The 24,816-nt window shown below is 42.5% G+C and carries 16 protein-coding genes and 1 tRNA gene; 6 read left to right on the top strand and 11 right to left on the bottom strand.

Annotated features, from left to right (window positions below):
* The first annotated feature begins 101 nt into the window (after positions 1-101).
* Together FGG15_RS16095 and pbpC are read left to right on the top strand one after the other, a co-directional pair.
* The gene (locus FGG15_RS16095; RefSeq protein WP_138838082.1) at positions 102-5,669 is read left to right on the top strand and encodes an alpha-2-macroglobulin family protein; all 5,568 of its coding nucleotides are present in this window, start codon (positions 102-104) and stop codon (positions 5,667-5,669) included.
* Positions 5,670-5,682: 13 nt separating this feature from the next.
* A complete protein-coding gene (gene pbpC, locus FGG15_RS16090; RefSeq protein WP_417936062.1) occupies positions 5,683-8,055 on the top strand; it encodes a penicillin-binding protein 1C in 2,373 nt (790 codons plus the stop codon).
* 3 nt (positions 8,056-8,058) lie between these two features.
* Here the strand turns inward: pbpC and der are convergent, their stop codons facing one another.
* Positions 8,059-9,360 carry a ribosome biogenesis GTPase Der gene (gene der, locus FGG15_RS16085; protein WP_138838078.1) on the bottom strand — a complete coding sequence of 434 codons (1,302 nt, stop codon included), beginning with the start codon at positions 9,358-9,360 and terminating at the stop codon, positions 8,059-8,061.
* A 76-nt stretch (positions 9,361-9,436) separates the two neighbouring features.
* Between der and FGG15_RS16080 the strand changes: the two genes are divergently transcribed.
* Positions 9,437-9,937: a 6TM ABC transporter family protein gene (locus FGG15_RS16080; RefSeq protein WP_138838076.1), complete on the top strand. Its 501-nt coding sequence runs from the start codon at positions 9,437-9,439 to the stop codon at positions 9,935-9,937.
* A gap of 14 nt (positions 9,938-9,951) precedes the next feature.
* On the opposite strand, the gene era is transcribed toward FGG15_RS16080, so the two are convergent.
* Both era and FGG15_RS16070 read right to left on the bottom strand, forming a co-directional pair.
* On the bottom strand, positions 9,952-10,836 hold the full coding sequence (gene era / locus FGG15_RS16075) for a GTPase Era (RefSeq protein ID WP_138838074.1): 885 nt from the start codon (positions 10,834-10,836) through the stop codon (positions 9,952-9,954).
* Complete coding sequence (locus tag FGG15_RS16070) at positions 10,823-12,187, bottom strand: alanine/glycine:cation symporter family protein (RefSeq protein WP_138838071.1); 1,365 nt, start codon at positions 12,185-12,187, stop codon at positions 10,823-10,825. The genes era and FGG15_RS16070 overlap by 14 nt, the downstream gene beginning before the upstream one ends.
* Before the next feature lie 235 nt (positions 12,188-12,422).
* Between FGG15_RS16070 and FGG15_RS16065 the strand changes: the two genes are divergently transcribed.
* Positions 12,423-12,495, top strand: a tRNA-Met gene (locus tag FGG15_RS16065).
* A 54-nt stretch (positions 12,496-12,549) separates the two neighbouring features.
* A complete protein-coding gene (locus FGG15_RS16060; protein ID WP_138838069.1) occupies positions 12,550-13,917 on the top strand; it encodes a tyrosine-type recombinase/integrase in 1,368 nt (455 codons plus the stop codon).
* 27 nt (positions 13,918-13,944) lie between these two features.
* On the opposite strand, the gene FGG15_RS16055 is transcribed toward FGG15_RS16060, so the two are convergent.
* The 8 genes from FGG15_RS16055 to FGG15_RS16025 form a co-directional block, all read right to left on the bottom strand.
* Positions 13,945-14,808, bottom strand: coding sequence for a hypothetical protein (locus FGG15_RS16055; protein WP_138838067.1), 864 nt, complete (start codon positions 14,806-14,808; stop codon positions 13,945-13,947).
* A gap of 143 nt (positions 14,809-14,951) precedes the next feature.
* Positions 14,952-15,404, bottom strand: a complete 453-nt coding sequence (locus FGG15_RS16050) for a hypothetical protein (RefSeq protein ID WP_138838066.1) — start codon at positions 15,402-15,404, stop codon at positions 14,952-14,954.
* A gap of 82 nt (positions 15,405-15,486) precedes the next feature.
* Complete coding sequence (locus FGG15_RS16045; protein ID WP_138838064.1) at positions 15,487-16,161, bottom strand: recombinase family protein; 675 nt, start codon at positions 16,159-16,161, stop codon at positions 15,487-15,489.
* Positions 16,162-16,418: 257 nt separating this feature from the next.
* The gene (locus FGG15_RS16040; RefSeq protein WP_237561842.1) at positions 16,419-17,657 is read right to left on the bottom strand and encodes an MFS transporter; all 1,239 of its coding nucleotides are present in this window, start codon (positions 17,655-17,657) and stop codon (positions 16,419-16,421) included.
* Positions 17,658-17,863: 206 nt separating this feature from the next.
* Complete coding sequence (locus tag FGG15_RS20330; RefSeq protein ID WP_237561841.1) at positions 17,864-18,823, bottom strand: RagB/SusD family nutrient uptake outer membrane protein; 960 nt, start codon at positions 18,821-18,823, stop codon at positions 17,864-17,866.
* Between the two features lie 66 nt (positions 18,824-18,889).
* The gene (locus FGG15_RS20325; protein WP_237561840.1) at positions 18,890-19,402 is read right to left on the bottom strand and encodes a RagB/SusD family nutrient uptake outer membrane protein; all 513 of its coding nucleotides are present in this window, start codon (positions 19,400-19,402) and stop codon (positions 18,890-18,892) included.
* A gap of 14 nt (positions 19,403-19,416) precedes the next feature.
* Entirely contained in the window at positions 19,417-22,791 is a 3,375-nt protein-coding gene (locus tag FGG15_RS16030; RefSeq protein ID WP_237561839.1) for a SusC/RagA family TonB-linked outer membrane protein, read from the bottom strand.
* 87 nt (positions 22,792-22,878) lie between these two features.
* On the bottom strand, positions 22,879-24,009 hold the full coding sequence (locus FGG15_RS16025) for a FecR family protein (protein ID WP_138838060.1): 1,131 nt from the start codon (positions 24,007-24,009) through the stop codon (positions 22,879-22,881).
* Between the two features lie 172 nt (positions 24,010-24,181).
* On the opposite strand from FGG15_RS16025, the gene FGG15_RS16020 reads away from it, so the two are divergent.
* Positions 24,182-24,757 (top strand): RNA polymerase sigma factor, encoded by a 576-nt coding sequence (locus FGG15_RS16020; protein WP_237561838.1) that lies wholly within the window; start codon positions 24,182-24,184, stop codon positions 24,755-24,757.
* Positions 24,758-24,816: the final 59 nt, after the last annotated feature.

Raw genomic sequence — 24,816 nt, 5'->3', positions numbered from 1 at the left:
AAATCATAATACGTTCTTCATAAGATCGTCCCCCGCTTCTCCTCATATTTAAGCTATCTTGTCTCTGGCAAATTTATTGTTCATTAAATTCTGTTTTCAAGATGGTTCGCACGCTTCGTTTTCTATTCGTTTTCCTTTTGATATGTTCCGTATCCTGTAAAAAAAAGATAGATCCAGAAAATCTGGACAACCTGTTTAAGTTTAAGGATTATATCAGCTATCATACCCATGGCAATGAAAGTATAGCCACCCCCATCCAAATAGTGCTGGCCAAACAATTGGACCAGTTTGAACTGACCCAGGAACTTCCTTCGGACTACTTAAAAATATCCCCAAAGGTTGACGGAAAATTGGTCATCGAAAACGGCAGGGAACTTACTTTCCAACCTTCGGAATATTTACAACCGGACATGGAATACATGGTAACCTTGCAACTTCACAAATTGTTTGACGACATTGAAAGCGATTTCAAAAAATACAGCTTCGGCTTTAAAACCCTTGCCCCCAATTTTAAGATTACCCTTGGAAATCTTCAGTCTTACAGTAAAAATTGGCAGTATTTGACAGGTACCCTGGAAGCTTCAGATGTATTGTCTGCCGAAAAAATCACAGCTATTTTGTCCGCGACCCAGGAAAACAAAAAAGTTGCCATCAACTGGCAGAATACTACAGAAGATGCCAAATACTTCAGTTTTACCATTGACAGTATTTCCCGAAAAACAGATGACAGTGAATTACAACTTCGTTGGGACGGTTCCGAGATCAACATTGACAACGAAGGCTCAGAAACATATACCATTCCAGGACTGAACAAGTTTGTGGTGGTCGATGCCAAAACCTCAACAGCTCCCAATGCTGCCCTAACGCTGAACTTTTCAGAGCCCTTAAATGAAAATCAAAATTTAAATGGTCTGGTGACCATTGAGGGTGCCGAAAGTCTGCGTTATGAAATAGATGGAAATGTCCTCCGGGTTTATCCCTCAAACAGAATACTGGGGGAGGTCAAAGTGAATGCATTTGAAGGTATCAAGAGCGCTTATGGGTTCAGTCTTAAAAACAGTTTTTCCAAGTGGATTTCCTTCGAACAGCTCAAACCCAATGTTAGGCTCATTTCCAAGGGTACCATCCTGCCCAATGCAGCATCCACCCCTATATATTTTGAAACGGTCAATCTCGCAGCTGTGGAGGTCAGGGTCATTCAGGTTTTTGAAGACAATATGCTGCAATATCTGCAAAACAATAACCTCACGCCCCAATACCGGTCGGATTTAAGACCAGTTGGACGAAGGGTGGCCTATAAGGTCATTCCTCTGGCCGCAGATGGTAGGGAAAACTCAAGCTATTGGAAAGCCCATGCCCTGGATCTATCTGAACTGACCCAGATAAACCCTGGCTCCCTATATCGAGTCGAGTTCAGTTTTAAAAAGGAACATACCACTTATAGCTGTAATGACAAGGAGGAAAACGAAGTGAATACAGCACAAGGAATGGAGAACCCTTCACTAAATACTGAGGAAGAGAGCCTTGAAGAACGCTATTGGGACAATGAAATATACTATTGGAGAAATTACTCCTACAATTGGGAAGAACGGGACAATCCTTGTCATCAAGCTTATTACAATGAGGACAGAATAGCTTCGACACACTTGTTGGGCAGCGATTTGGGATTAATCGTCAAAAAAGGGAACAACCGTTCCTGTCATTTTGCCGTCACCAATTTGCTGACAGCAATGCCAGAGGCCAACACCAAAATCAAGCTTTACAATTTTCAGCAGCAATTGTTGGGCGAAGTGACCACGGATGCCTCCGGTTTTGGTATTTATGATGGCGAGAAAAGTTTGGCTTTTGCTGTGGCAGAAAAAAACAACAATTATGCCTACGCCAAGTTGGCCGATGGCAATGCCCTATCCTTAAGCAAATTTGATGTGTCCGGGGAAGAATTGCAAAGTGGACTGCAGGGATTTATATATACTGAAAGAGGGGTTCACCGACCAGGCGACACCGTCCATTTAACATTCGTTCTGGATGACAGAAATAATCCATTGCCTGAAGGACACCCAATAACTTTGGAAGTCAACGATGCTCGTGGAAAGTTGGTCCAACGCACCCTTTTGAAAACAGAAAGTGCTCAAGTTGCGGATGGACTATATGCCCGAAAGGAAGATCAATTCTACTATTTCCCAATACCCACCAAACCCAGTGCACCCACTGGGACATGGAACGCCAAAATTGTGGTTGGGGGTGCCCAATTCCATAAAAGTCTAAGGATAGCTACCATAAAACCCAACCGTTTAAAGGTGGATTTTGCTTTTGAGAACGAGATTTTAGAAGCAAATCAAAACAACAAGGGGCAGGCAAAAGTGCAATGGCTCCATGGCGCCCCGGCACGCAATCTTAAAGTGGACATCAATGCCAAATTGCAAAATGCTGTATCCGCCTTTTCTGGTTTCAATGGTTATGTTTTTCAAGATCCCGTGTGCACATTCAATGAAATTGAAACCCGATGGGTCGATGCCAAACTTAATGAAAAAGGGATTCTGGATATCAACCAGAAATTGGATGTCAATGCAAAAGCCCCAGGGATGCTTCAAGCTGTTTTTACCACAAAGGTATTTGAAGGCGGGGGTGATTTTTCCATAGATGTTTTTAGCAAAAAGTTGGCACCATTTACACATTTTGTGGGAATGCGTTCCCCAAAAGCCAAGCAATATGGTTCTTTCCTGACCGATGAAAACAACAATTTTGATGTGGTCAGTGTGAATGCAATGGGTAAAACCGAAGGCAACCGAAAACTTAAGGTGCAAATCTTCAAAATTGAATGGCGCTGGTGGTGGAACCGGGGATTTGACAATCTTTCCCGATATGAAAACGCAACGGTACATCGTCCTTTCAAGGAAATGACCGTTACAACCAAAGCGGATGGAAAGGGTAGTTTTAATCTCAACATTCCCGATGATGATGGCGGCCGTTTCCTGATCAGGGTCATTGACGAGGCATCTGGACATGCAACAGGTCGTACCGCATACTTTTACAGAAATTGGTGGCGTAGACCAGCTTCAGGAGATACAGAAAGTTCAAAGATTCTCATTTTTTCAGCGGATAAAGAGAAATATACGCTAGGCGAAAACGCCGTGGTTACCTTCCCTTCAGATAGCGGAGGACGAGCTCTACTCAGCATAGAAAATGGCTCAGAAGTCCTGTCTCAGCAATGGATAGAGACCTCCGCCAAGGAAACCCATGCTAAAGTTCCGATTACGGCAGAGATGGCTCCCAATGTTTATGTCAACATTTCCCTTTTACAACCGCATGGGCAAGTTAAAAATGACCTCCCAATCCGCTTGTACGGCGTGGTACCCCTATTGGTAGAGAACCCAGACACTTTTCTAAAGCCCGAACTAAAAATGCCGGAAGTGTTGCAACCGGAACAATCTTTCAAAGTAACCGTATCTGAAACCGATAACAAACCCATGACATATTCTTTGGCAGTAGTGGATGATGGACTCTTGGATCTTACCCGATTCAAAACCCCGGATATTCATAGCTCGTTCTATGCAAGACAGGCTCTTGGGGTCAAAACCTTTGACATTTTTGATGATGTTATGGGAGCCTATTCCGTAAGTGTGGACAACATCTATGCGATTGGAGGGGGTGGTATTGGAGAAGGCGCCAAAAACCGTAAAGCACAGCGTTTTAAACCTGTGGTTACCTATCTAGGCCCCTTCAGTTTAAAAGCTGGAGAAAAAGCAGACCACACCATAAAAATACCCAATTATGTAGGTTCCGTGCGAACCATGGTGGTGGCTGGTAATCAAAATGGAGCCTATGGTAATGCAGATAAAACCACCCCAGTTCGGAAACCGTTGATGGTATTGACATCCATTCCAAGGAAATTATCTCCTGGGGAAAAAGTAACTATCCCCGTAACCGTTTTTGCCATGGAGAAGAAGGTGAAAAACGTTAGGGTTACCATAGAATCAGACCAGGCGTTGAAGCCTATTGGTTCAACATCCAAGGATATCACCTTTGATTCAGTTGGGGAGCAAATAGTCAATTTTGACTTTGAGGTACATCCAACAACCTCCTTTCAAAATATAAAGGTTACAGCCTCCGGGGCGGGAGAAAGTGCTAGTAGTGCCATAGAAATTGATGTGGAAAACCCAAATCCAATCACCTCCAAAAGCAGCTTATACACCATTGAAGGCAACCAATCCCAAATGGTTACACTGGAACCCTTCGGAACTTCTGGAACAAACACTGCATTTATCGAGTTTTCCACACTACCTCCCATGGACTTTTCCAAGCGTATGGAATATTTGATTCGATATCCACATGGCTGTGTTGAGCAAACCACTTCCGCTGCTTTTCCACAACTCTTTTTGGCCGATGTCCTTGATATCACTTTTGACAAGGAAAAAGAGGTGGAGAAAAATGTGAAGGCAGCAATTAAACGCCTGAACGATTTTCAGTTACCCAATGGCGGGCTCAGTTATTGGCCCAATTATGGGGGTGCCAACGATTGGGGTACTTCCTATGCCGGACATTTTATGTTGGAAGCCAAGCAAAAAGGATATCAATTACCACTTACTTTTTTAAGCAATTGGTTGCACTATCAAAAAAATACCGCCAAGCAATGGAGCAATCAACGCAGTAGTTACAATGACGACATGGCCCAGGCGTATCGTTTGTATACCCTGGCCCTGGCCCAACAACCAGAATTGGCAGCCATGAACAGATTACGGGAGTCCAACAAGTTAAGCAATGAGGCCAAATGGCGACTGGCAGCAGCTTATGCCTTGACCGGTAAAAAAGAAGTGGCCCAGCAAATTGCGCAAACCGCCAATATCAATTTTCAGTCAAACAGCTATAATTACAGAACCTATGGTTCTGTTTTCCGGAATAGGGCCATGGCCTTGGAAACCATGGTGATTCTGGGTCATAGCCAACAGCGAGAACTTGCCGAATCCTTGGCCAAAAACTTGTCATCCCAACGGTGGTACAGCACCCAAGAAACCTCCTATGCGCTGCTGTCCATGGCGAAAATGGTGAGCAAAAATGGAGGTAAGTCGTTGGATTTGAGCATTACCCAGAATGGCAAAAAAGTGAATGTAAAAACAGATAGGGCCATTGCCCAGCGACCCCTTACCATAACATCGGCTACGGATAAGGTGCGGATAGAAAATCATCAAGGGAACATCGTTTATGCTACCCTTTCACTCAGTGGTCGACTTCCTGTTGGGCAAGAACTTGCCCAACAACAAAACCTAAGGCTTTCCGTAACTTATCAGGATCCTCTGGGAAACACCGTGGATGTGAGCCAATTGCGACAAGGAACCGAATTGCAAGCCAAAATTAATGTGTTCAATACTTCCAACGATTTCATCAATGATATGGCCTTGACCCAGATTGTTCCAAGCGGATGGGAAATTGTGAACACGTCTTATGCTGGCTTTGGGGATGATAATTCGGGGAATGCATCTTATATGGACACAAGAGATGACCGAACCCATTTCTATTTCGATTTAGAGGCTAAAAAGAGCAAAACTTTTACGATAAAATTAAACGCCTCTTACCTCGGAGATTACTATTTGCCCGGAGCCCAGGTAGAGGCCATGTATGATAATAATTATAATGCCCGAAACAAGGGGCAATGGGTCAAGGTGGTACAATAATTTGAAGCACAGGATGATATACCTCACATCCATATATAACAGGCTAGCATTGAAGCACAAGATCGGGCTGGGTTCCTTTCTGATATTATTCATTGTATGGCTGTTTTGTCTTCCGAAATTGCTCTTTAACGACCCCACCTCTACCGTGGTTTTAAGCTCAGACCAGGTATTGGTCGGAGCACGAATTGCGGAGGACTGCCAATGGCGTTTTCCTGAGCTTGATTCCGTTCCTTACCGATTTAAGCAGTCCGTTTTATGCTTTGAGGACGAGTATTTTTACCAACACCCGGGTTTTAACCCAGTTTCCATCTTCAAAGCGATACAGCACAACCTTACCAAGGACTCCCAAAGGGGCGGAAGTACAATTACCCAACAGGTCATAAGGCTGAGCAGAAAAAACAAATCCAGAACCTATTGGGAAAAAGGCATTGAACTTTTTATGGCCACCCGGCTGGAACTACGCCATTCCAAAGAGGATATCTTACGCCTTTATGCCAGCCATACCCCTTACGGTGGGAATGTGGTAGGATTGGAAACCGCTGCTTGGCGCTACTTTGGCATTCCAGCCCATGAGCTAAGCTGGGGACAATCGGCAACCTTGGCAGTGTTGCCCAACGCTCCATCCCTTATTTTTCCGGGAAGAAATGAGCAAACCCTCAGAAACAAACGGAATCGCTTATTAAAAAAAATGTGGGCAAAGAATGTCATTGATCAAACCACCTATGAACTTGCCATAGCCGAGCCATTGCCTCAAAAACCAATGCCCCTGCCCAATATTGCGCCCCATTTAACGGAACGAATCAAAAAAGAGCATCCAGGAAAATCCATTACCACATCTTTGGACCGACAACTACAAACTCAAGTCAACAGACTCGCCGCACAACATTATCAACGTTTAAAAAGCAACGAAATCCATAACTTGGCCATTCTGGTTCTTGATGTGGAAACCAGAAAGGTCTTGGCCTACGTGGGAAACTCCCCAGCATCTGCGGAACATGGTAATTATGTGGATATCATCACCAAAAACCGAAGTACAGGAAGCACCTTAAAGCCCTTTCTATTTACATCCTTACTGCATGAAGGGCAATTGCTCCCGAACAGCTTGGTCAATGATATTCCCACCGTAATCAATGGGTACAATCCAAAAAACTTCAACAAAAAGCATGCTGGGGTAGTTCCAGCCAGCTGGGCACTTTCTAGATCTTTGAATGTACCAGCCGTTCGATTATTAAGGCAATTTGGGCTTCAAAAGTTCCATAACAAGATCCAAAAAATGCAAATGAAATCACTAGATAAACCTGCGGAGTATTATGGATTATCCCTTATTTTGGGAGGTGCTGAAAGCTCCTTGTGGGACGTCACCAAAAGCTATGCTTCCGTGGCATCAACTCTAAATTACTTTGTATCCAATTCAAGCACCTATCGCTCCAATGAATTTTCTGAACCTTCCTATCTAATGAATCAGGAAATCGATTTTGGAGAGGAACAGTTTGATGCCCCAGTGTTTAGTGCAGGAGCCGTTTATCATACGTTCAAATCCTTAAGGGAGGTCAATCGCCCTGAAGGGGATGAAAATTGGCAGTTTTTTGATGCTGCCCAACCCATAGCCTGGAAAACTGGAACAAGTTTTGGCTTTAAAGATGCCTGGGCGGTGGGGGTAACCCCAAAATATGCCATAGGGGTTTGGGCCGGTAATGCGGATGGCGAGGGCAGACCTGGATTGGTTGGCATTTTAGCAGCGGCTCCCATTTTGTTTGATGTATTGGGCACTTTACCCCATAGTGGTTGGTTCCAAGAACCCTATGACGACCTTATTGCTTTGGAAACCTGTACCAAAAGCGGACAACGGGCTTCGGTTTTCTGTGAAGATACCCAAGAACTGCAACTTCCCGCTAACGGATTTAAAAGTTCAACCTGCCCGTACCATCATCAAATTTTTTTGGATGCCCAGGAAAACTATCGTGTTACCTCTTCCTGTTATCCGTTGGAGGATATGGTACAAAAAAGTTGGTTTAGTCTACCAACCGTTGTGGAATACTACTATGCTGATACCAATCCCAATTATAAAAGTTTACCCCCGTACCTTTCTGGTTGTGGTTCCGAAGAACAGCAGCTGATGGAGTTCATTCATCCCAAATTGAACGAGGAAATTCTTATTCCAAAAGATTTGGGAATAAGTCAAAAGGATGTGGTTTTTAAATTGGCGCATCAACAAGAAGATAGCACAGTGCACTGGTATTTGGATGAGACCTATGTGAACACGACCACCAGTTTTCACGAGCTGATTCTGCCAGTGAAGCCAGGGGCTTATACCCTAACGGCAGTGGACAATAATGGCAACCGAATCCAACAACCTATACAAGTGGAGTTGGCTTCAGGCCCATAACACCTACTTTTTCCGCATAAAAATGGTAATGGGCACACCGCTAAAATCAAAATGCTCCCGAAGCTTGTTCTCTAAAAACCGTTTGTATGGTTCCCGAATATATTGTGGCAAGTTGCAGAAAAACGCAAACTGTGGATACGGCGTTGGCAGTTGTGTACAGAATTTTATTTTCACATACTTTCCCTTGTAAGCAGGAGGCGGTGTATGCTCAATTATGGGCAACATAATGTCGTTGAGTTTACGCGTCACGATCTTTTTTGAACGGTTTTTGTACACGTCAACTGCAGTTTCAATGGCTTTGAATATGCGTTGCTTGGTAAGTACGGAAATGAACAGAATCGGAACATCATCAAAGGGTTCTATGGCTTTTTTGATTTTCTGGGTGTACTCCTTGACCGAATTGGTTTCCTTTTCTACCAAATCCCATTTATTGACAAGAATTACAATTCCCTTGTTGTTCCGCTGTGCCAACCAAAAAATGTTCTGCACCTGACCGTCAAATCCGCGGGTGGCGTCCAATAGCAGAATACAGACATCGCAATGTTCAATGGCCCTTACGGATCGCATTACGGAGTAAAATTCCAAGTCTTCCTTTACTTTGGCCTTTCTTCGGATACCTGCCGTATCCACCAAATTAAATTCAAACCCGAACCTATTGTATTTGGTATCGATACTATCACGTGTAGTCCCTGCAATATCGGTAACGATGTACCGTTCTTCCCCAATCAAGGCATTGATGAAGGATGATTTTCCAGCATTGGGCCTGCCCACAACCGCAAAGCGGGGCAGTTCACTTTCTTCCTCCTCTATCTCCGGAAGCACTTCGACCAAGGCATCCAACAACTCTCCCGTTCCGCTACCATTGATACTGGACAAGGTGTAATAATCTCCTAATCCCAAAGCATAAAATTCAACAGCGTCTGATTCGCGCTGAGCGTTATCCACCTTGTTTACGGCCAAAAACACCGGTTTATCCACTTTGCGAAGCAGTCTGGAAACATCTTCATCCATCCCGGTTACGCCAGATTCCACATCCACCATAAAAATTATGGCATCTGCCTCATCAATAGCCAACTCCACCTGTTTGTCTATTTCTTGTTCAAAAATGTCATCACTCCCCACTACATACCCACCGGTATCGATCAAAGAAAATTCCTTACCGTTCCAATCGCTTTTTCCATAATGGCGATCACGCGTAACCCCACTAACGGCATCCACGATGGCCTCCCTGCGCTGGATCAATCGGTTAAAAAAAGTGGATTTGCCTACATTGGGTCTTCCTACAATGGCTACAATAGCTCCCATCCGCATTAAATTTTGGCAAAAATACCATTATTTATGAAGAAAAAATGATACCTTTTTTTTTCAATTTCAACTACTTATGAGCGACTTTACCAACGAAATTGTTTTACGCCCTCGTTTTGAGATTTCTTTTAAGGAAGATTTGGAACGTTTGGAGTCTATTTTTGAGACCCCGCCCCCGGATCCCTTCCTGGTAAAGCGTTTGGATGAGCATATTTACATCCGGTTCAAAAAATCGGAAACCAATTTTTGGACTCCCCAGGTGCACTTGGAACTCACCTCTTTTGAAGAAGGGATTAGTAAGATTCATGGGGTTTTCGGACCAAATCCAACTTTGTGGACCTTTTTTATGTTCCTGCATTTTGGAGTAGGTACCCTATTTGTGATTTTAGGTGTTTTTGCCTATTCCAATTATTCATTGGGGTATGATGTAACACTTTGGCTGGCAGGGATGTTTTTTCTAGTGGTTATATGGTTTGCGCTATACGCTTTTGGAAGAATGGGAAGAGCTAAGGGCCAACCACAAACAGATCAACTTAAAACCTATATCAGGGAACTAATTGCTGGACTCAAGAGATAAAAGAACATCGGGTTTTAACTATTATATCCGAAACGGCGTAGTTGGGAAGTATTGTTTCTCCAATTTTTATTGACCTTGACATACAGTTCTATATGAACTTGTTTATCAAAAAATTTCTCCAAATCCTTACGGGCCTCAACCCCCACTCTTTTCAATGCACTCCCTTTGTGACCAATGATGATTCCCTTTTGAGTATCACGTTCTACCATAATTACCGAACGGATTCTGATAATGTCGTCGTCTTCAATAAATTCTTCGGTTTCCACCTCAACTGCATAGGGAATTTCCTTTTTGTAATGCAAGAGTATTTTCTCCCGTAAAGTTTCATTCACAAAAAAGCGTTCCGGTTTATCGGTCAATTGATCTTTGGGATAATATGGGGGCGCTTCCGGGAGTAATTCCAGAATACGGTCAAAAACTTCTTTAACATTAAAATTTTCAAGGGCAGATATGGGATGAATCTCTGCTTTAGGAAGTAATTGTTGCCAATGTTGAATTTGTTCTTCAAGAATCTCTTGTTCCGAAGTGTCAATTTTGTTGAGAAGCAACAGCACCGGTATTTTGCTGTTTTCAATCTTTTTAAAGAAGGCTTCGTCCTTCAGCGCTTTCTCACCAATTTCCACCATATATACGAGCACATCAGCATCCTCAAAAGCCGATTTTACAAAATCCATCATTGAACTCTGCAACTCGTAGGCTGGTTTTATGATTCCAGGGGTATCGGAAAGAATCACTTGAAAATCATCGCCGTTTACAATACCCAGAATGCGGTGCCTAGTGGTTTGTGCTTTGGAGGTGATAATGGAAAGCTTCTCCCCCACAAATGCATTCATGAGGGTTGACTTCCCCACATTGGGGTTGCCTATAATATTTACAAAGCCCGATCTATGCTTGTTCATGCTTTAACTTTTGAAAGTATATTTTGGCCGCGGCATTTACCTTAGGTGCCAAAATCAGTACGGCTATCATATTGGGGATTACCATTAGGGCGTAGGACAAATCAATAAGGTTTTTGACCAAATCCAAAGAAGCTACAGCGGCAAAGACAATCATAATCACAAAATAATGGTTATAAAATCTCCCAATCTTTGCGTTGGTTAGGAAGGACAGACATTTTACACCATAATACGAATATGTAAACAAAGTGGACAAAGCAAAGGCTGTAACAATAATCATTAGCAAATCATCCCCAAAACCAAACAAGGTAGTTCTAAACGCCTGCAAAGTCATCACAATTCCGCTGGAATCGTCCAGATACGCACCACTTAAAATAATAACTACCGCGGTAAAGGTACAAACCAAAATAGTGTCAATAAATGGGCCCAACATCGCCACCAGGCCTTCACGAATGGGTTCATCATTTTTGGACTGCCCATGATACATGGGCGCACTACCCAACCCTGCTTCATTGGAGAACATGGCACGTTTGACGCCAATTATTACCAAACCCCAGAATCCACCCGTAACAATGGTCTTAAAATTCCATGCCTCTGAAATAATCAGTTTTAAGGCAGGAATAACTTGCGAAGCGTTTAACACCATAACCACGATTACAGCCACCAAATACACCATGACCATGACTGGAACTATGGCTGTGGCCACCTTAGCTATTTTGGTCAAGCCGCCGAAAATAACAAAGGAGGTAATAATGGCCAACACAATTCCGACACTCAATTTCCAATTGAAATCACTCATGGTAAATAAGGAATCGGACGGCTCCACCACGCTCATAAAAGTCTCGGTAAATTGATTGGCTGTGAAAACACCCAGGAACCCAAAAATGCCCGAAAGACAAAAGAAGATGGCCAGTGGTTTGTACTTATTTCCCAATCCTTTGGTGATATAAAACATGGGGCCTCCTTGTAGTTTTCCTTCGGAATCCTCCCCTCTGAACATAATGGACAAACTACAGGAATAGAATTTTATGCACATGCCAATAATAGCGGTCATCCATATCCAAAAGACAACCCCAGGTCCTCCATCATGAATGGCAATGGCAACCCCGGAAATGTTTCCCAAACCTACGGTAGCCGCCACTGCAGCGGAAAGGGCCTGCAATGAACTCACATCCCCTTTGGCATTTTTATCATCGTACTTTCCTCTGGTAATGGCAATGGCATGACCAAAAAAACGATATGGGGTCAATTTGGAATAAAAAATCAAGAAGAGGCCACCTCCAATCAATAAGATGAACATGGGCCAGTTAGCCCATGAATTGGCATCTACCAAAAAGCTGTTTATTTTTTCCATGGTTTCGAAGGTAGCCATTTCGTCCAAAACTCACGCTTATAGAAAGCAATTCGACTTGTTTTTCAAATCAAACCCTCACTAATTTGGATATAATAAGAAAACGGTTGTATATTTGCCGTCCACATCGCGGGATAGAGCATTATCCTTCGACTCGGCTCAGGATAAAGTACCTACTTTACTTTTGGGAAAAGAAAAAACAAAGAAATCGGTTTTTAGTTCCGATTAAAATATACATCGCGGGATAGAGCAGTAGGTAGCTCGTCGGGCTCATAACCCGAAGGTCACAGGTTCGAGTCCTGTTCCCGCTACTAGGCCCAAGGGCAACAAAGACAACGGATTGTGTACCAACAATCCGTTTTTTTATGGCCACACTTTCGCTATTTTTGAAAACAGTACACGATACCGTACACGTTTTGGGCAAAAAACCTTCCTTTTCCGAACCCAAGATCTACACCGGCGGGGCAAAGCCCTCCGAGTGGTCCAGACTGTCCAAAAAGGAAAGGGACATTGCCCTGTCAAAGGACTGGTACGTATACTGGTCCTTCAGGGACCCGGGCACCGGCAAGCTAAGGCGGCAGCCCAATATCAAGGCCGGTGCAAACCGCTACAAGACCAAGAGGGAGCGCTACGCGCACCTAAGGACCCTAAGCCGTAGCCTCCAATTTCTTTTGGAGCAGGGATTCAGTCCCTATGCGGACAATAGCCACCTAAATGCCGTGTTGGGGTTGGATGGGATGGCCGGGCGACAACCCCAAAACGTTGCCGAAAAGGTTGTCATTGAGCCCGATACGGGAAAGGGACACCAAAACGATTCGCAAACAGGCGCTAAATTGCTGCAACCAGCTATCAAAGAGGCCCTTGTCTACAAAGAACATGTCCTAAGCCCTTCCTCCTATTCCAGATTTAAGAGCAGAACCCAACAATTTGCGCAATGGGCCCACAACAATCTTGGACATCAAGCAACGGTTTCCCAACTGGACAAAAAATCGATCATGGCCTATTTGACATTCGTTCTGAAACGCACAAGTCCCCGTACCCACAACAACACAAAGGCGGATCTAAGTTCGCTGTTCCAATTCTTTGAGGACAGCGGGCACATACCCCATAATTTTGTAAAGGGCATACGTTCCCTTAAGTCCAACCCTAATCTTCACAAGACCTATACCCCTAAACAGTTGCAAGAGCTGGAGGGGTACCTTGAAAAAAACGACCCCATTTTGTTGCTGTTCATAAGGTTCGTGTCGTATGCATTTTTAAGACCCATAGAAGTATGCCGGTTGAGGGTTGGCGACCTTGACATCGAGCAGCGAAGAATTTATGTGCAGACAAAGACAAAGAAAAGGGCGGCCAAGATATTACCGGATATCCTATTGGAACATTTACCCGATCTATCTAGGGCACTTCCAGAAAACCATCTTTTCGCCCTGCACCAAATTGGAGGTGTATGGAATACCCTAGAGGACAACAAAAGGAACCACTATAGTAAACAGTTCAAAAAAGCCAAGGATATCCTGGGTCTAGGGAAAGAGTACGGACTATATAGCTATAGACATACCTTTATAACAAAACTGTACCGGAAATTGGTCAAAAAATATCCGCCGGTAGTGGCAAAGGGGAAGCTCATGTTGATCACCGGACACGCCACCATGCCGGCGTTGGAAAAATACCTTAGGGACATCAACGCTGAATTACCAGAGGATTACTCCCACCTCTTTGGGGAAGAAACATAGGGTATGCAAAAGGATTTTTTCATGGTGCTAATCCTTTTTGGAAAAAACATTTTCAATCAAATACCTTAAAGCTTCTTCTTCGGACAGTAAGGTTCTTTCATTAAGGTTCTTTTTCGGGGACGGGGTTCTTTCAGTAAGGTCGGATTTGGTTGATGAGGTTCTTTCGGTTTCTTCCGTTTTAATATCTTCTCGTTGCCGCGTTACATTGTGTTTTTGTCCGAGACTATCACTTTTATCGTCATTTACCAAAGCTTTGTTGCCCTTTTGTGCCTTACTGGAAAAACCGTACATGTCGTCAAGGTTCAACAATATCTTATACACCATTTCAAATTCCAAGAACGACCTTATGGGTTCTGCCAGTTTTGCCTCGTTACTGTTAAAGTATGCGCTATTGCCCTCTAAATAGGGTAACAAAATGGGTGAGTTGGTAAGGTTGCTTTTCAATGCCTCCCGTTGCCCTTGTAGTAAGTCCATTTTGGGAAGGTTTTTGACCCTTTTTATATCCCCATTATCCCCATGGACATGGAAAATCCGGATCACTTTGGTGATGATATGGTCGGCAAGGACCTTAAAGTACTTTAATGCCGCCTCCCTTTCGGTCGCTTTGTCCATCCCGAAGACCTCATCGTTGAACTCCACAAAAAACTCATAGAATGGGGTATAAATGGTATGTTCAAAAGTTTTAAGGAGAAACTTGTGAAGGTCGTCAATAAGCACCTTTGTGGGCCTCGGTACAGGTGGGTCCTTGGGGGGATATACCTGGTTCAACCCCGTTTTTAGGGAAACAACATAAATATTCTGAAAAAGGCCCTCGGCAACAAAGAGCCTGTTGCGTTCACCTTTTTCCATATCCCCTAACGGGTACCCCTTTAAAAGCCCAAAATATGACATAGCCCTGTAAAATTAGGGAAACTGACAATTGGTCCGACAAAATTGTTCAAAGGTGGAAACCAATTTGTCAATGGGGTATATTCAATCCTTTGTTTGAACTTTAAACTCTTTTTGTTTTTCATAGAGAGTTTTTGCATCTAACATTACTCTACTTCAATTCCCACGTGCTGTCTATCGAAAGTTGTTAATGAGCTCACAATATTTGATTCATTCGCCATTAAAACACCATGTTCAATTGAAATTTTGAGATACACTATTTTATCCTTTAGTTTTTGTTGGTCTTGTAGGTTTTTGATGCTGAAATTTAAATCATCACCAAACCACAACGATTGTCCTTTTTCAAGTTTGCAGGATACCTTTTTATTAATTGAATCGACTACAACGCTATCATAATTTCTATCGCTAGAATATTCAAAGCCACGACTCATTTTTGTCAAATATGGTGTTGACACAAAAGGACCTGACAACTCAAAGTCTTTGACCTTGTACTCAATGGATATATTTTGATCGGATGAATTTATAATATAAAAATCAGTTATATATGAACAACCTGAGAACGTTAGAATGATAATAATATAAATCAGGGTTTTATTCATAATCCATTATTTGAATTTTCATAAATGTAGGAAAATTCAATTTGTGAAAAATTGGGTTTTCGGTGAAAGGAGAGTAAAACGGTCAATTGGATTTGATTTTCCTTTTGTGCATTTTACAATATGCCTTTTCCAAGTTTTGCTTCTTGTCCCAGAAAAGTGTACCACACTCTAGGCACTTTCGCCTTCCTTGGTATGCCAGATATTTATAGAGGGTCTTTTTGGATCCAACATCAATGAGTTTCATGATTTCCTCAACACTCAATTTATTGTCCCTGTAGTACCTTTCCGCCAACATGGCTTTGTGTAATGCCCGATTGCTCAGACCAGGCTTCCGACCGATTTTCAACCCCCGTCGCCTTGAACTCTCAAACCCTGCCCGTGTCCGTTCAATGATGATGTCCCTTTCCAATTGGGCAACCGAAGCGAACAGGTTGAATATGAACCTCCCGTGCGGTGATGCAGTATCAATGAAGTTTTCCTGAATGCTTTTGAAGTGGATGCCCTTTTGTTCAAAATCTTCAATGAGCTTGGTCAGATGTGAAAGGCTTCTGGCAATTCTGTCCAGTTTCCAAACCACAAGTGTATCACCCTCCCTCAAAATGGACAGCAGTTCATCCAGTCCCTTTCGTTCTGCCTTTGCTCCTGATGAAACATCCGCATAAATGTTCTTGGATTTGATTCCTTCCTTCAGAAAGGCATCCACCTGTAAATCGTGTTTTTGGGATTTTGTGCTCACCCTTGCATATCCGAACTTCATCTTTGGGGTAATAAAGGGTATATAAGGTAAACCATTTAAGTGTACGGAAAAAGTAAACTCCTTATTATCAATGAACTTGTGTTAGTGCAAAAGTTCAATTAAACGGTAAAATAAGTAAACTGGTTGTAACTCTAAAAAATGAATTAACGAGAATACCAAAAAAGATTGCAATCGAGAAGCTCGAAAAAATTCTTAGGTGAATCTAGATGCCAATCCCTTAAGATGGCTATTTTAGTGTTCCTTTCTTAACACATCATTCATGTCCCTTTTTCTTTTTTCCAGGTTAACAACACCAGAAGAATACATATAATTGCAGAAAGTACACATGTAGCATACATGCCGGACCAACCAAAAACCTGTGTAATCTTGGCTAATCCAATACCTGAAAATGTGGCTCCGACGTATCCAAAAAATCCTGTCATTCCACATGCTCCAGAGATTGCTTCCTTTACGGTCACCCTAGAGGCTTGAACACCACTGATCAAGTTTTGCGGGCCGTCAATCAAAAATCCAATAAGCAGAAGAAAAATTCCTGTGAAAAAAATGCTGTCGGGACCCGAATAAAAATAAAATCCGACAATACTCAGAGCAAGCAAACTCAGATAGATGACGTTAATGGGCACACATCTGCCGTTCCAATACCGATCAGCCAAATAACCAGCAACAATTCCTCCTGGAATTCCTGCAAGAGGCATAAGTGTCCAAAACATAGCAACACTAACTTGGTCGATCCCTTTTACATCATATAAAAAAATAGTCGCCCAATCCAATGTTCCAAACCGAATAATATAAATAAACATATTCGCAAAGCTCAATATCCAAATCTCACGATTTGTGAATAGGTACTTCTTCAGGATTTGCCAATGACTCATAGTGCTCTTGGTGAGCTCAACCACTGGTTTATCTTTTTTGTACTCCTCAATTGGTGGCAAACCCAAGGAAACAGGGCGATCTCTTAATACAATCAACAGAAAAAAGGCGGTGATGCACCCCAAAATGCCCGGCACATAGAATACCGCTTCCCAACCCAGAATACCTTTGTTGTATAGATTAAGTATTCCTGCCACCAATAAACCAATTCCAAAAGTTCCTGCTGTATGGGATGATGAAAGAATAGTCCACTTGGTCGCTCTTTCTTTTGGGGAAATCCAATGTACGACCCCCTTGGCAATGGGTGGAAAACCCATAGATTGAAAAGCCCCATTTAATCCCCAGAAAAAGACAATTAAATACAAGCTGTTCAGATAACCCATGAACAAATGAATTATAGACGCTGCAAAAAGGCCTAGGGCCATGAATGTCCTGATATTGGCTCGATCAGCCAAAAGTCCACTGATAAACTTTCCTATTCCGTATACCACATAAAACACGCTGCTTAAAATTCCCAGCTCTATGATGTCGATATTCAATTTTTCACTGATCAAGGGCAGGGCAGGTGAAATGTTTTTGCGCGTAAAGTAGAAGATGGTATACCCAATGTACATACCTATGAACATTCTCCATCTCCAATGTTTATATGTTTTAGCGATTAATTTTTTAGGTACTTTTTCTGTGGAGGGTTCTACTTGTTTTAAAGGAGGTATTTTTTTAAGAAGCATTATAATGTAACGAATTATAAAGGCAAGTGCGCCCACGAATGGACGCACCTATCCAATCAAAACTAACTCAACTTACTGGTTGTTAATAACTTAAATGAATTTTGTTACCATCCTTCGTTTTGCTGTATGGTTCCTTCGCTGGTGGAAATCACCAAAGGCGGAATAGGCCATACATTATAAATGCTGGCATCGAACTGGGGTCTGGCCGGCCATACTTCCTCGATAACATAAGGAGAATCAGGGTCTGACTTATCGGAATGTATGCGTCCATGAAGCGCATTAGGTATTACTGTTGCAGCATCTCCCCAACGAATCAAGTCCTCATATCTGCCAAATAACTCGCCTGCAAATTCAGCTCTTCTTTCATATTTGAGGTCCGACATAGTGGCCCCGGAAATCGGAGCGAGACCTGCTCTCTCCCTAACTTCATTTAAGGGTGCGTCTCCATCCTGTCCTTGCATAATCAATGCTTCAGCTTTCATTAAAAGTATGTGTGAGTAGCGAAGTAAGGGAAGGTTAAGATCTGTGGTAGGGTGGTCACCATTCCCATTTAAATGCTGTGCATCCGGATAGCTGTAGGGCTCCAGATATTTTTTGAACTGAAATCCCGTAAGGTTGGTTGTGGACCAATACCTTCTACTTTCCCCAAAATAAGTGAAAGTATCACCAAATTTTAGCATGGTAGCTTCTCTTCTGTTATCTTCTGGCAAATAGGATTCATATAACTCCAAAGTCGGAGCGAAATATCCCCAGCCGTTGTATCTGCCCCAACCCCGGTTCTCCAGAGATGCCCCAGGGAAAATACTTCCACCTTCTTTGTTACTGGGAACGGACCAGAGGTATTCAGAACCCCAATTGTTCGCAATCTTAAATACATCCTCAAAATTGGCCTCTAAAGCGTTTTTTCCTGAGTTGATTACTTGATCACAAGCTGTTACCGCCATGCTCCATGAACCCGAATCATATTGGGCGTTATGGAGGTGGGTTCTTGCCAAATACCCATATGCAGCATTTTTATGTGGTTTCCCATAATCATCTTGACTGATCTGGTCAAAATAGGGCAAGTATTCAGCTGCCTTTGAAAAACTATCGGCCGCAAAAGCATAGCTTTCACTTACATGTGCTGGTCTTTAAATAAAAAACGATTCCGTGTTTTCATCGACAATTGGAATTCCCGCTCGTTGGTCGCCATAAATAACGCAGAGTTGAAAATAAGCCAGTCCCCTCATAAAATAGGCTTGCCCCAATGCAAAGTTTTTGAGGTCATTATTGATGTCCATATCGGGAACATTTGTAATGATATCATTGGCTCTTTTAACCACTTGGTAATGCATAGCCCAAATATCCCTAGTGTAGGATCCTGATCCATCAGTAAAAAAGTTTTTGATATCCTCTATTTGTCCTTTTGACTTGCCAACAACAAAATCATCGCTGGGAATCAAAGAATACAGATGGATTCCCCTACCATAAATCCCTTGAAAATCATTCAATAGGTATAGTCCGTTGGTGGCCGCAACAACATCAGCCTCCGATTTCCAAAAGGTGGCCAATGTTGGTGCTCCTTCAGGCTCCAGTTCTAAAAAATCCTTTCCACATCCCATAAGGATGAACAGTATTCCGAATGCACTTATAAATTTTTTCATAATAGTTTTTTTGTTTAAAATGATACATTAAGTCCAAGGTTAAAAACTCTTGAAACTGGGTATTGCCCTCCATCAATTCCCCTATTTGTGACTTCGGGGTCCAAGCCAGAGTAATTTGTTACGGTAAACAAGTTCTGTGCAGAAATGTAGGCTCTTAATCTATCGAACATCTTCAATTCTGAAAATGTATAGCCAATCACCAGGTTTTTCAACCGTAAATAATCCGTACTCTCCAGCCAAAAGTCAGATGGCCTTAAGTTATTATTGGGGTCGTTCAAAGAAAGCCTAAAATAGGTTCCGTCCGTGTTTCCTGGATGCCAGGTGTTTGTAGCTTCGGCAAACAAGTTGGCACCGGCAACCGATGTTTGGGCAGGGTAAACTGTGGTAATATTAAATCCATTATAGGCTGTTGACCCGCTCACTCCTTGAAAGAAAAAGGAAAAATCAAAATTCTTATAATTGAAATTTGCGTTTAATCCATAGGTGAAATTGGGAAACGAACTTCCTTTATAGACTTTGTCATCTCCATCGATTACACCATCTCCATTCTGGTCTTTGAATCTAAGATCTCCTGCAACGGCATTTGGTTGTGCAGTGTAGGCTGAAGCCTCTGCATCCGACTGAAATATCCCATCCGATTCCAATAAATAGAAGGAGAACAGAGGCTCACCGATTACAGATTCAATAGGAAAGTGTGTTGCTACCTGGGTGTTGTCAAGAATTCTATTGATGCCATTGCCCAAGGCCACCAATTCGTTATCTATTTTGGAGATGTTCCCTGAAATATCATAGGTGAAATCCCCTTCAAATTTGGCAAACGACATGGAGATTTCTATACCCTTATTGCGAACCTGTCCAGCGTTTACAAATGGAGCATTACCTACCCCGGCGAGCGAGCTTATGGGCAGGGGTAAAATCAGGTCTTTAGTGTCTTTTATAAAATAATCCACAGAACTGGTAAATCTGCTGTTAAAAAGAGATAGGTCCAGTCCAAAATTCAACTGTTCGGTAGTTTCCCATGTGATATCTGGATTTGAGATACCATCCAATGCAAAACCACTTACAGGAGTGGTGGCTCCCAAAATCACCCTAGTTTCTGATAGCGGGACATTGGTGGGATAATTGCTCAAAGATGAAATGTTGCCTATCCTACCCCAGCTGGTCCTGATCTTGAGGTTATTTATTGAATTGCTTTCGTTCAAAAAATTCTCTTCGGACACTCTCCACGCCAACGCAACTGACGGAAATGTCCCCCATCTATTGTTTTCTGAAAGCTTGGAGGTACCATCCCTTCGTATACTTGCCGTTAGAAGATATTTGTTGTTAAAGGTGTAGTTCAACCTACCAAAGTAAGAGGACAATGTATTTTCTTCTTTGCCGCTCAGTGGCTTGTCAAACTGTGTTGCGTTGATCAAAAACCTGGAACTGGGATCTTCGCTTGGCAGATCTCTTCCTATGATTGAAAATATCTCGCGCGAAAAGCTTTGTTGCGTAATCCCCCCTAATAAGGTCAGGACGTGTACTTCGTTAAAAGTTTTATTGTAAGTCAAGGTGTTTTCAAAGGACCAATCCTCTTGTTTGATTTCTGCCACCTGAAGGCTATTGGTAGTCTTTTGTGTTTTGGAAACTTCGGGAATCCTAGGATCGAATTCTTTGAAGGATTCCGATTTCAGATTGATTCCGAAACTGGATTTAAACTTTAATCCCTTTGCCACGGTATAATCCAGGTACAAATTGCCAAAAAGATCGGTTACCGGATTGTCAATATCGATTCTGTTCAAGGTGGCTACTGGATGGATGGTAAGCCCATAGCCGGCATCGGGCATATTGGAATAATTTCCATCTTCATCATAGACCGGTACATGGGGAGGAGCTTTAATGGCCTGTGCAATGATTCCGTTGTAATTGGTCTCTCCATTGGTTGCCTGTGTTCCTGTGAACGCGCTGTTTCCATTGGTTCTGGTGTAGGACATGTTCTCTCCAATCTTTAACTTTTCATTTACCCGGAATTCAGAATTCATCCGGACGCTTATGCGCGTGGCTTCCGTATTTAGCAGTGTACCTTCCCTTTTGTTGAATCCCAAAGAGGATGAAAAGGTGATTTTTTCATTTCCTCCCCGAACCCCGATATCGTAGTTCTGGATCATCCCGGTCCTGAAAATTTCATCGACCCAATTTGTTCTGGTAATTTGCCCATCTGGATTCTGGGCCGCATCGTGCACAGGATCTCTTGGAACGCCGGTATTGTCGGCGGCAATATTGTAATATTCTGCTTGTTCCGCAGCATTCAAGGCTTGTGGTTTGTTCCAAACGCTCTGCATTCCAGTATAGGTGTTCACATCGAACGTCAATTTTCCCGACTTACCTTTTTTTGTAGTGACCAAGATTACTCCTCCTGCTGCTCTTACCCCATAGATTGCGGTGGCAGAGGCATCCTTTAAAACTGTAATCGATTCGATATCGAAAGGGTTCAAGGGACCTCCATAGTAAGGCACTCCATCTACCACCCACAATGGGGATTCATCCGATGTGGTTCCAACCCCTCTGATTCTTACTGTAGGCACACTGGTGGGGTCACCGCCGTCAGCAACTATGGTAACACCGGCCACATTTCCCTGTAGTGCTTCTTCCGTATTGGTTACGGCCCTATTTTCTATGTTTTCAACCTGCGTAATGGCACCGGTCAGATCTTTTTTTGTCACGCTGCCATAACCAACAAGTACTACTTCGTCCAATTTTGCGGCATCAGGCCGCATTTGAACATTGATAGAGGTTTGATTACCCACAACAACTTCTTGGGTAATGTAACCTATATAAGAAATAACCAAAGTGGTCTCGGCACCCGCAACCTCGAGGATAAAGTTTCCATCAAAATCTGATTGCGTACCATTGGCGGTTCCTTTTTCAAGAATGTTGGCGCCAGGCAATGGGCCGCCGTTTTCATCGGTTATCGTACCATTGACCTGTAACTGTAGGTCGTCATCCAATGCTCCTTGCTGATCATTATCTTCTGCGGCAATCCGCTTCGGCTTGACCACTATGGTGTTATTCCCCGTGAACTCATAAGTGAAGTTTATTGGGGACAAGCAAGCGTTCAACAAGGCCCTTGCCTTTATGGTTCCCCTTTTTAAAGCAATCTCCGGAGCGTTTTTGACCAAATCGTGCCTATAAATAAATTTATAGTTTGCTTGCTTGTTGATAAGCTTGAAGACCTGTTTAACGGTCATTTTTTTATCCTTATCTATGGTGATATCAGCGTCCTGTGCATGACCCATTTTGGGCCCAAGGGCCAGAGCGACCGTACAACATAAAAAGATAAAGGTTTTCATAATGGTTCTCAGGAGCAGCTTTCCCACGCGGGAACACTCCTTGGTTAAATCAAATTCCATAAATTTGTTCTGGTTTAGTTAGACATTGTTTTAATTAAGCTGGCGGAAAAAGGCTAATACTGTCCAAGGTGCTGGCCTTTTCCTTTTTTATTTAATGATTATTGTTTTCCCTTCTATTTCAAATGCAATCTCACCTTCGCTGGTAGCCGCGATAAGTTCAAGGATATCTACAAACGACTTGGTTTTTTCGAGTACACCTGTGAACGCAAAATCTTGGTGCTCGACGGATTCGAAGACCACATCCACATCATACCATCGGGATAGGACTTTCATCATTTCCCCCAAAGATTCTTCGTTGAAAGTGAACAATCCTTTGATCCACGAAACTGCCTCTGCAGCATCTACTTCTACAACTTCTATTTGATTAGCATCTGAACCAATTCGCGATTGCTGGTTTGGACGTAGAACTCTCTTTGCTCCCTTGGTCTCAACCTTAATTTTTCCTTCGACCAGGGTGGTCTCAATTTTTGGGTCATCGGAATAGGCCTTTATGTTAAACTCGGTTCCCAAAACACCTACCTCTTGACCTTTGGTCTTCACGTGGAAAGTAGCCCCATTGTGCAGCGTGCTCGGAGACACTTTCAAATAAGCCTCACCATATACAAGCTCTATTTCACGTGTTTCTCCTTTAATAAATTTTGTTGGATACCGCAATTTTGAATCTGAGTTCAACCAAACCTGTGTACCATCGGATAACTGAACAAAAAACTGCCCACCCTTGGGAACGGTCAACTGGTTGAAGAGTAATTTTTCGTTTGCGTCGGCCTCTTTAACTTGAGCATTGTAAACAAGTTCTTCGCCGTTACTTTTGACATTTCCTGTTTCGTAGCTCTTACCTTTACCCAGAGCCACTTGATTGCCATTTTCCAAGGTAAGTACGGCCTTGTTCGAACCAATGACGATTTGGTTTACGTTATCGGTTGTAGCTGTAATCCTTTGATCCTTAAGGTACAAAAAGGACAGCCCCATGATCAAAAGAATCGAGGCGGCAACAGATAATTTTTTGTAGATCAGCATTTTTTTTCGCCGTTCTGATTTTCTAAGCTTTTGACCGATCGATTCCTTTGCTTTGGTTATGTTGTATTCTCCCATGTAAAGTGCAGTAAGATATTCTGTGCGAACAAAGCGGTCAAAAACGGAATTGTTGCTTTTGTCCTGCAACCAAACTTCCAGTTCTTCCAGTTCGTTCTGGTTTGCTTCCTTATTAAGGAATTTCACTATTGTTCTATGAATTTTTGGATTCTCCACATTATGACATTATACTAACATTACGTGCGAAAAACTGATACCCCTCTATTTTTTTGTTCTTTTTTTTTAGATTTGTGCACCATCCATTCCTTTTTTTTAAGAATAACTCAGCTAAACTATGGCCTTTGAAAAAAACTTTTTTTTGGCGAAGCGCTTAAGTTCCGGTGATGCCAAGGCATATGATTTTTTGATGGATGCTTTCTATCAAAAGCTTTGTAGCTATGCCTATACTTTGACCAAAGATCATGGCAGGGCAGAAGATATTGTTCAAAATGTATTTGTAGAGGTCTGGACCAACCGAAAAAAGATAAACCCTAACTTTTCCATAAAAAATTACCTGTACAAATCGGTGTACAACGAGTTTATTGATCAATACCGAAAAAACAAGCCTGTGATTTTTTTGGAAAAGAAATATATGGAGGCATTGGATTTGGTCATTGAAAAAGAAGAGGAAAACCTGGACGAACTGATCAAATTGGTGAATGTGGAAATCGACAACCTGCCCAAAAAATGCAAACACATCTTCCTATTGAACAAAAAAGAGGGGCTGACCCATGTTGAAATCTCCGAACACCTTGGAGTTTCCATTAAAACGGTTGAAGGGCATATAACCAGAGCCTTTAAAATTTTAGGAGAAAAACTAGGGAAAAAAGTAGATACTATCCTTTTCTTGCTTTACAATCCTGGGACGCGGATACAATTGCTTAAAGAAAATTGATCTGCAGTCATCCATTTTCCAAGGCATCACATACTTCTTCTCATACGAACTATCTTTTT

It is taken from the genome of Flagellimonas algicola, assembly GCF_005937185.1.
In the GTDB taxonomy this organism is placed as follows: Bacteria; Bacteroidota; Bacteroidia; order Flavobacteriales; family Flavobacteriaceae; genus Flagellimonas; species Flagellimonas algicola.
This window is presented reverse-complemented; position numbering and strand designations above follow the sequence as displayed.

Bases quoted from the DNA above. Each gene is read 5' to 3' on its own strand.
- FGG15_RS16095 (WP_138838082.1), top strand. From the start codon at position 102: ATGGTTCGCACGCTTCGTTTTCTATTCGTTTTCCTTTTGATATGTTCC.
- pbpC (WP_417936062.1), top strand. From the start codon at position 5,683: ATGATATACCTCACATCCATATATAACAGGCTAGCATTGAAGCACAAG.
- der (WP_138838078.1), bottom strand. From the start codon at position 9,360: ATGGGAGCTATTGTAGCCATTGTAGGAAGACCCAATGTAGGCAAATCC.
- FGG15_RS16080 (WP_138838076.1), top strand. From the start codon at position 9,437: ATGAGCGACTTTACCAACGAAATTGTTTTACGCCCTCGTTTTGAGATT.
- era (WP_138838074.1), bottom strand. From the start codon at position 10,836: ATGAACAAGCATAGATCGGGCTTTGTAAATATTATAGGCAACCCCAAT.
- FGG15_RS16070 (WP_138838071.1), bottom strand. From the start codon at position 12,187: ATGGAAAAAATAAACAGCTTTTTGGTAGATGCCAATTCATGGGCTAAC.
- FGG15_RS16060 (WP_138838069.1), top strand. From the start codon at position 12,550: ATGGCCACACTTTCGCTATTTTTGAAAACAGTACACGATACCGTACAC.
- FGG15_RS16055 (WP_138838067.1), bottom strand. From the start codon at position 14,808: ATGTCATATTTTGGGCTTTTAAAGGGGTACCCGTTAGGGGATATGGAA.
- FGG15_RS16050 (WP_138838066.1), bottom strand. From the start codon at position 15,404: ATGAATAAAACCCTGATTTATATTATTATCATTCTAACGTTCTCAGGT.
- FGG15_RS16045 (WP_138838064.1), bottom strand. From the start codon at position 16,161: ATGAAGTTCGGATATGCAAGGGTGAGCACAAAATCCCAAAAACACGAT.
- FGG15_RS16040 (WP_237561842.1), bottom strand. From the start codon at position 17,657: ATGTTCATAGGTATGTACATTGGGTATACCATCTTCTACTTTACGCGC.
- FGG15_RS20325 (WP_237561840.1), bottom strand. From the start codon at position 19,402: ATGAAAAAATTTATAAGTGCATTCGGAATACTGTTCATCCTTATGGGA.
- FGG15_RS16030 (WP_237561839.1), bottom strand. From the start codon at position 22,791: ATGGAATTTGATTTAACCAAGGAGTGTTCCCGCGTGGGAAAGCTGCTC.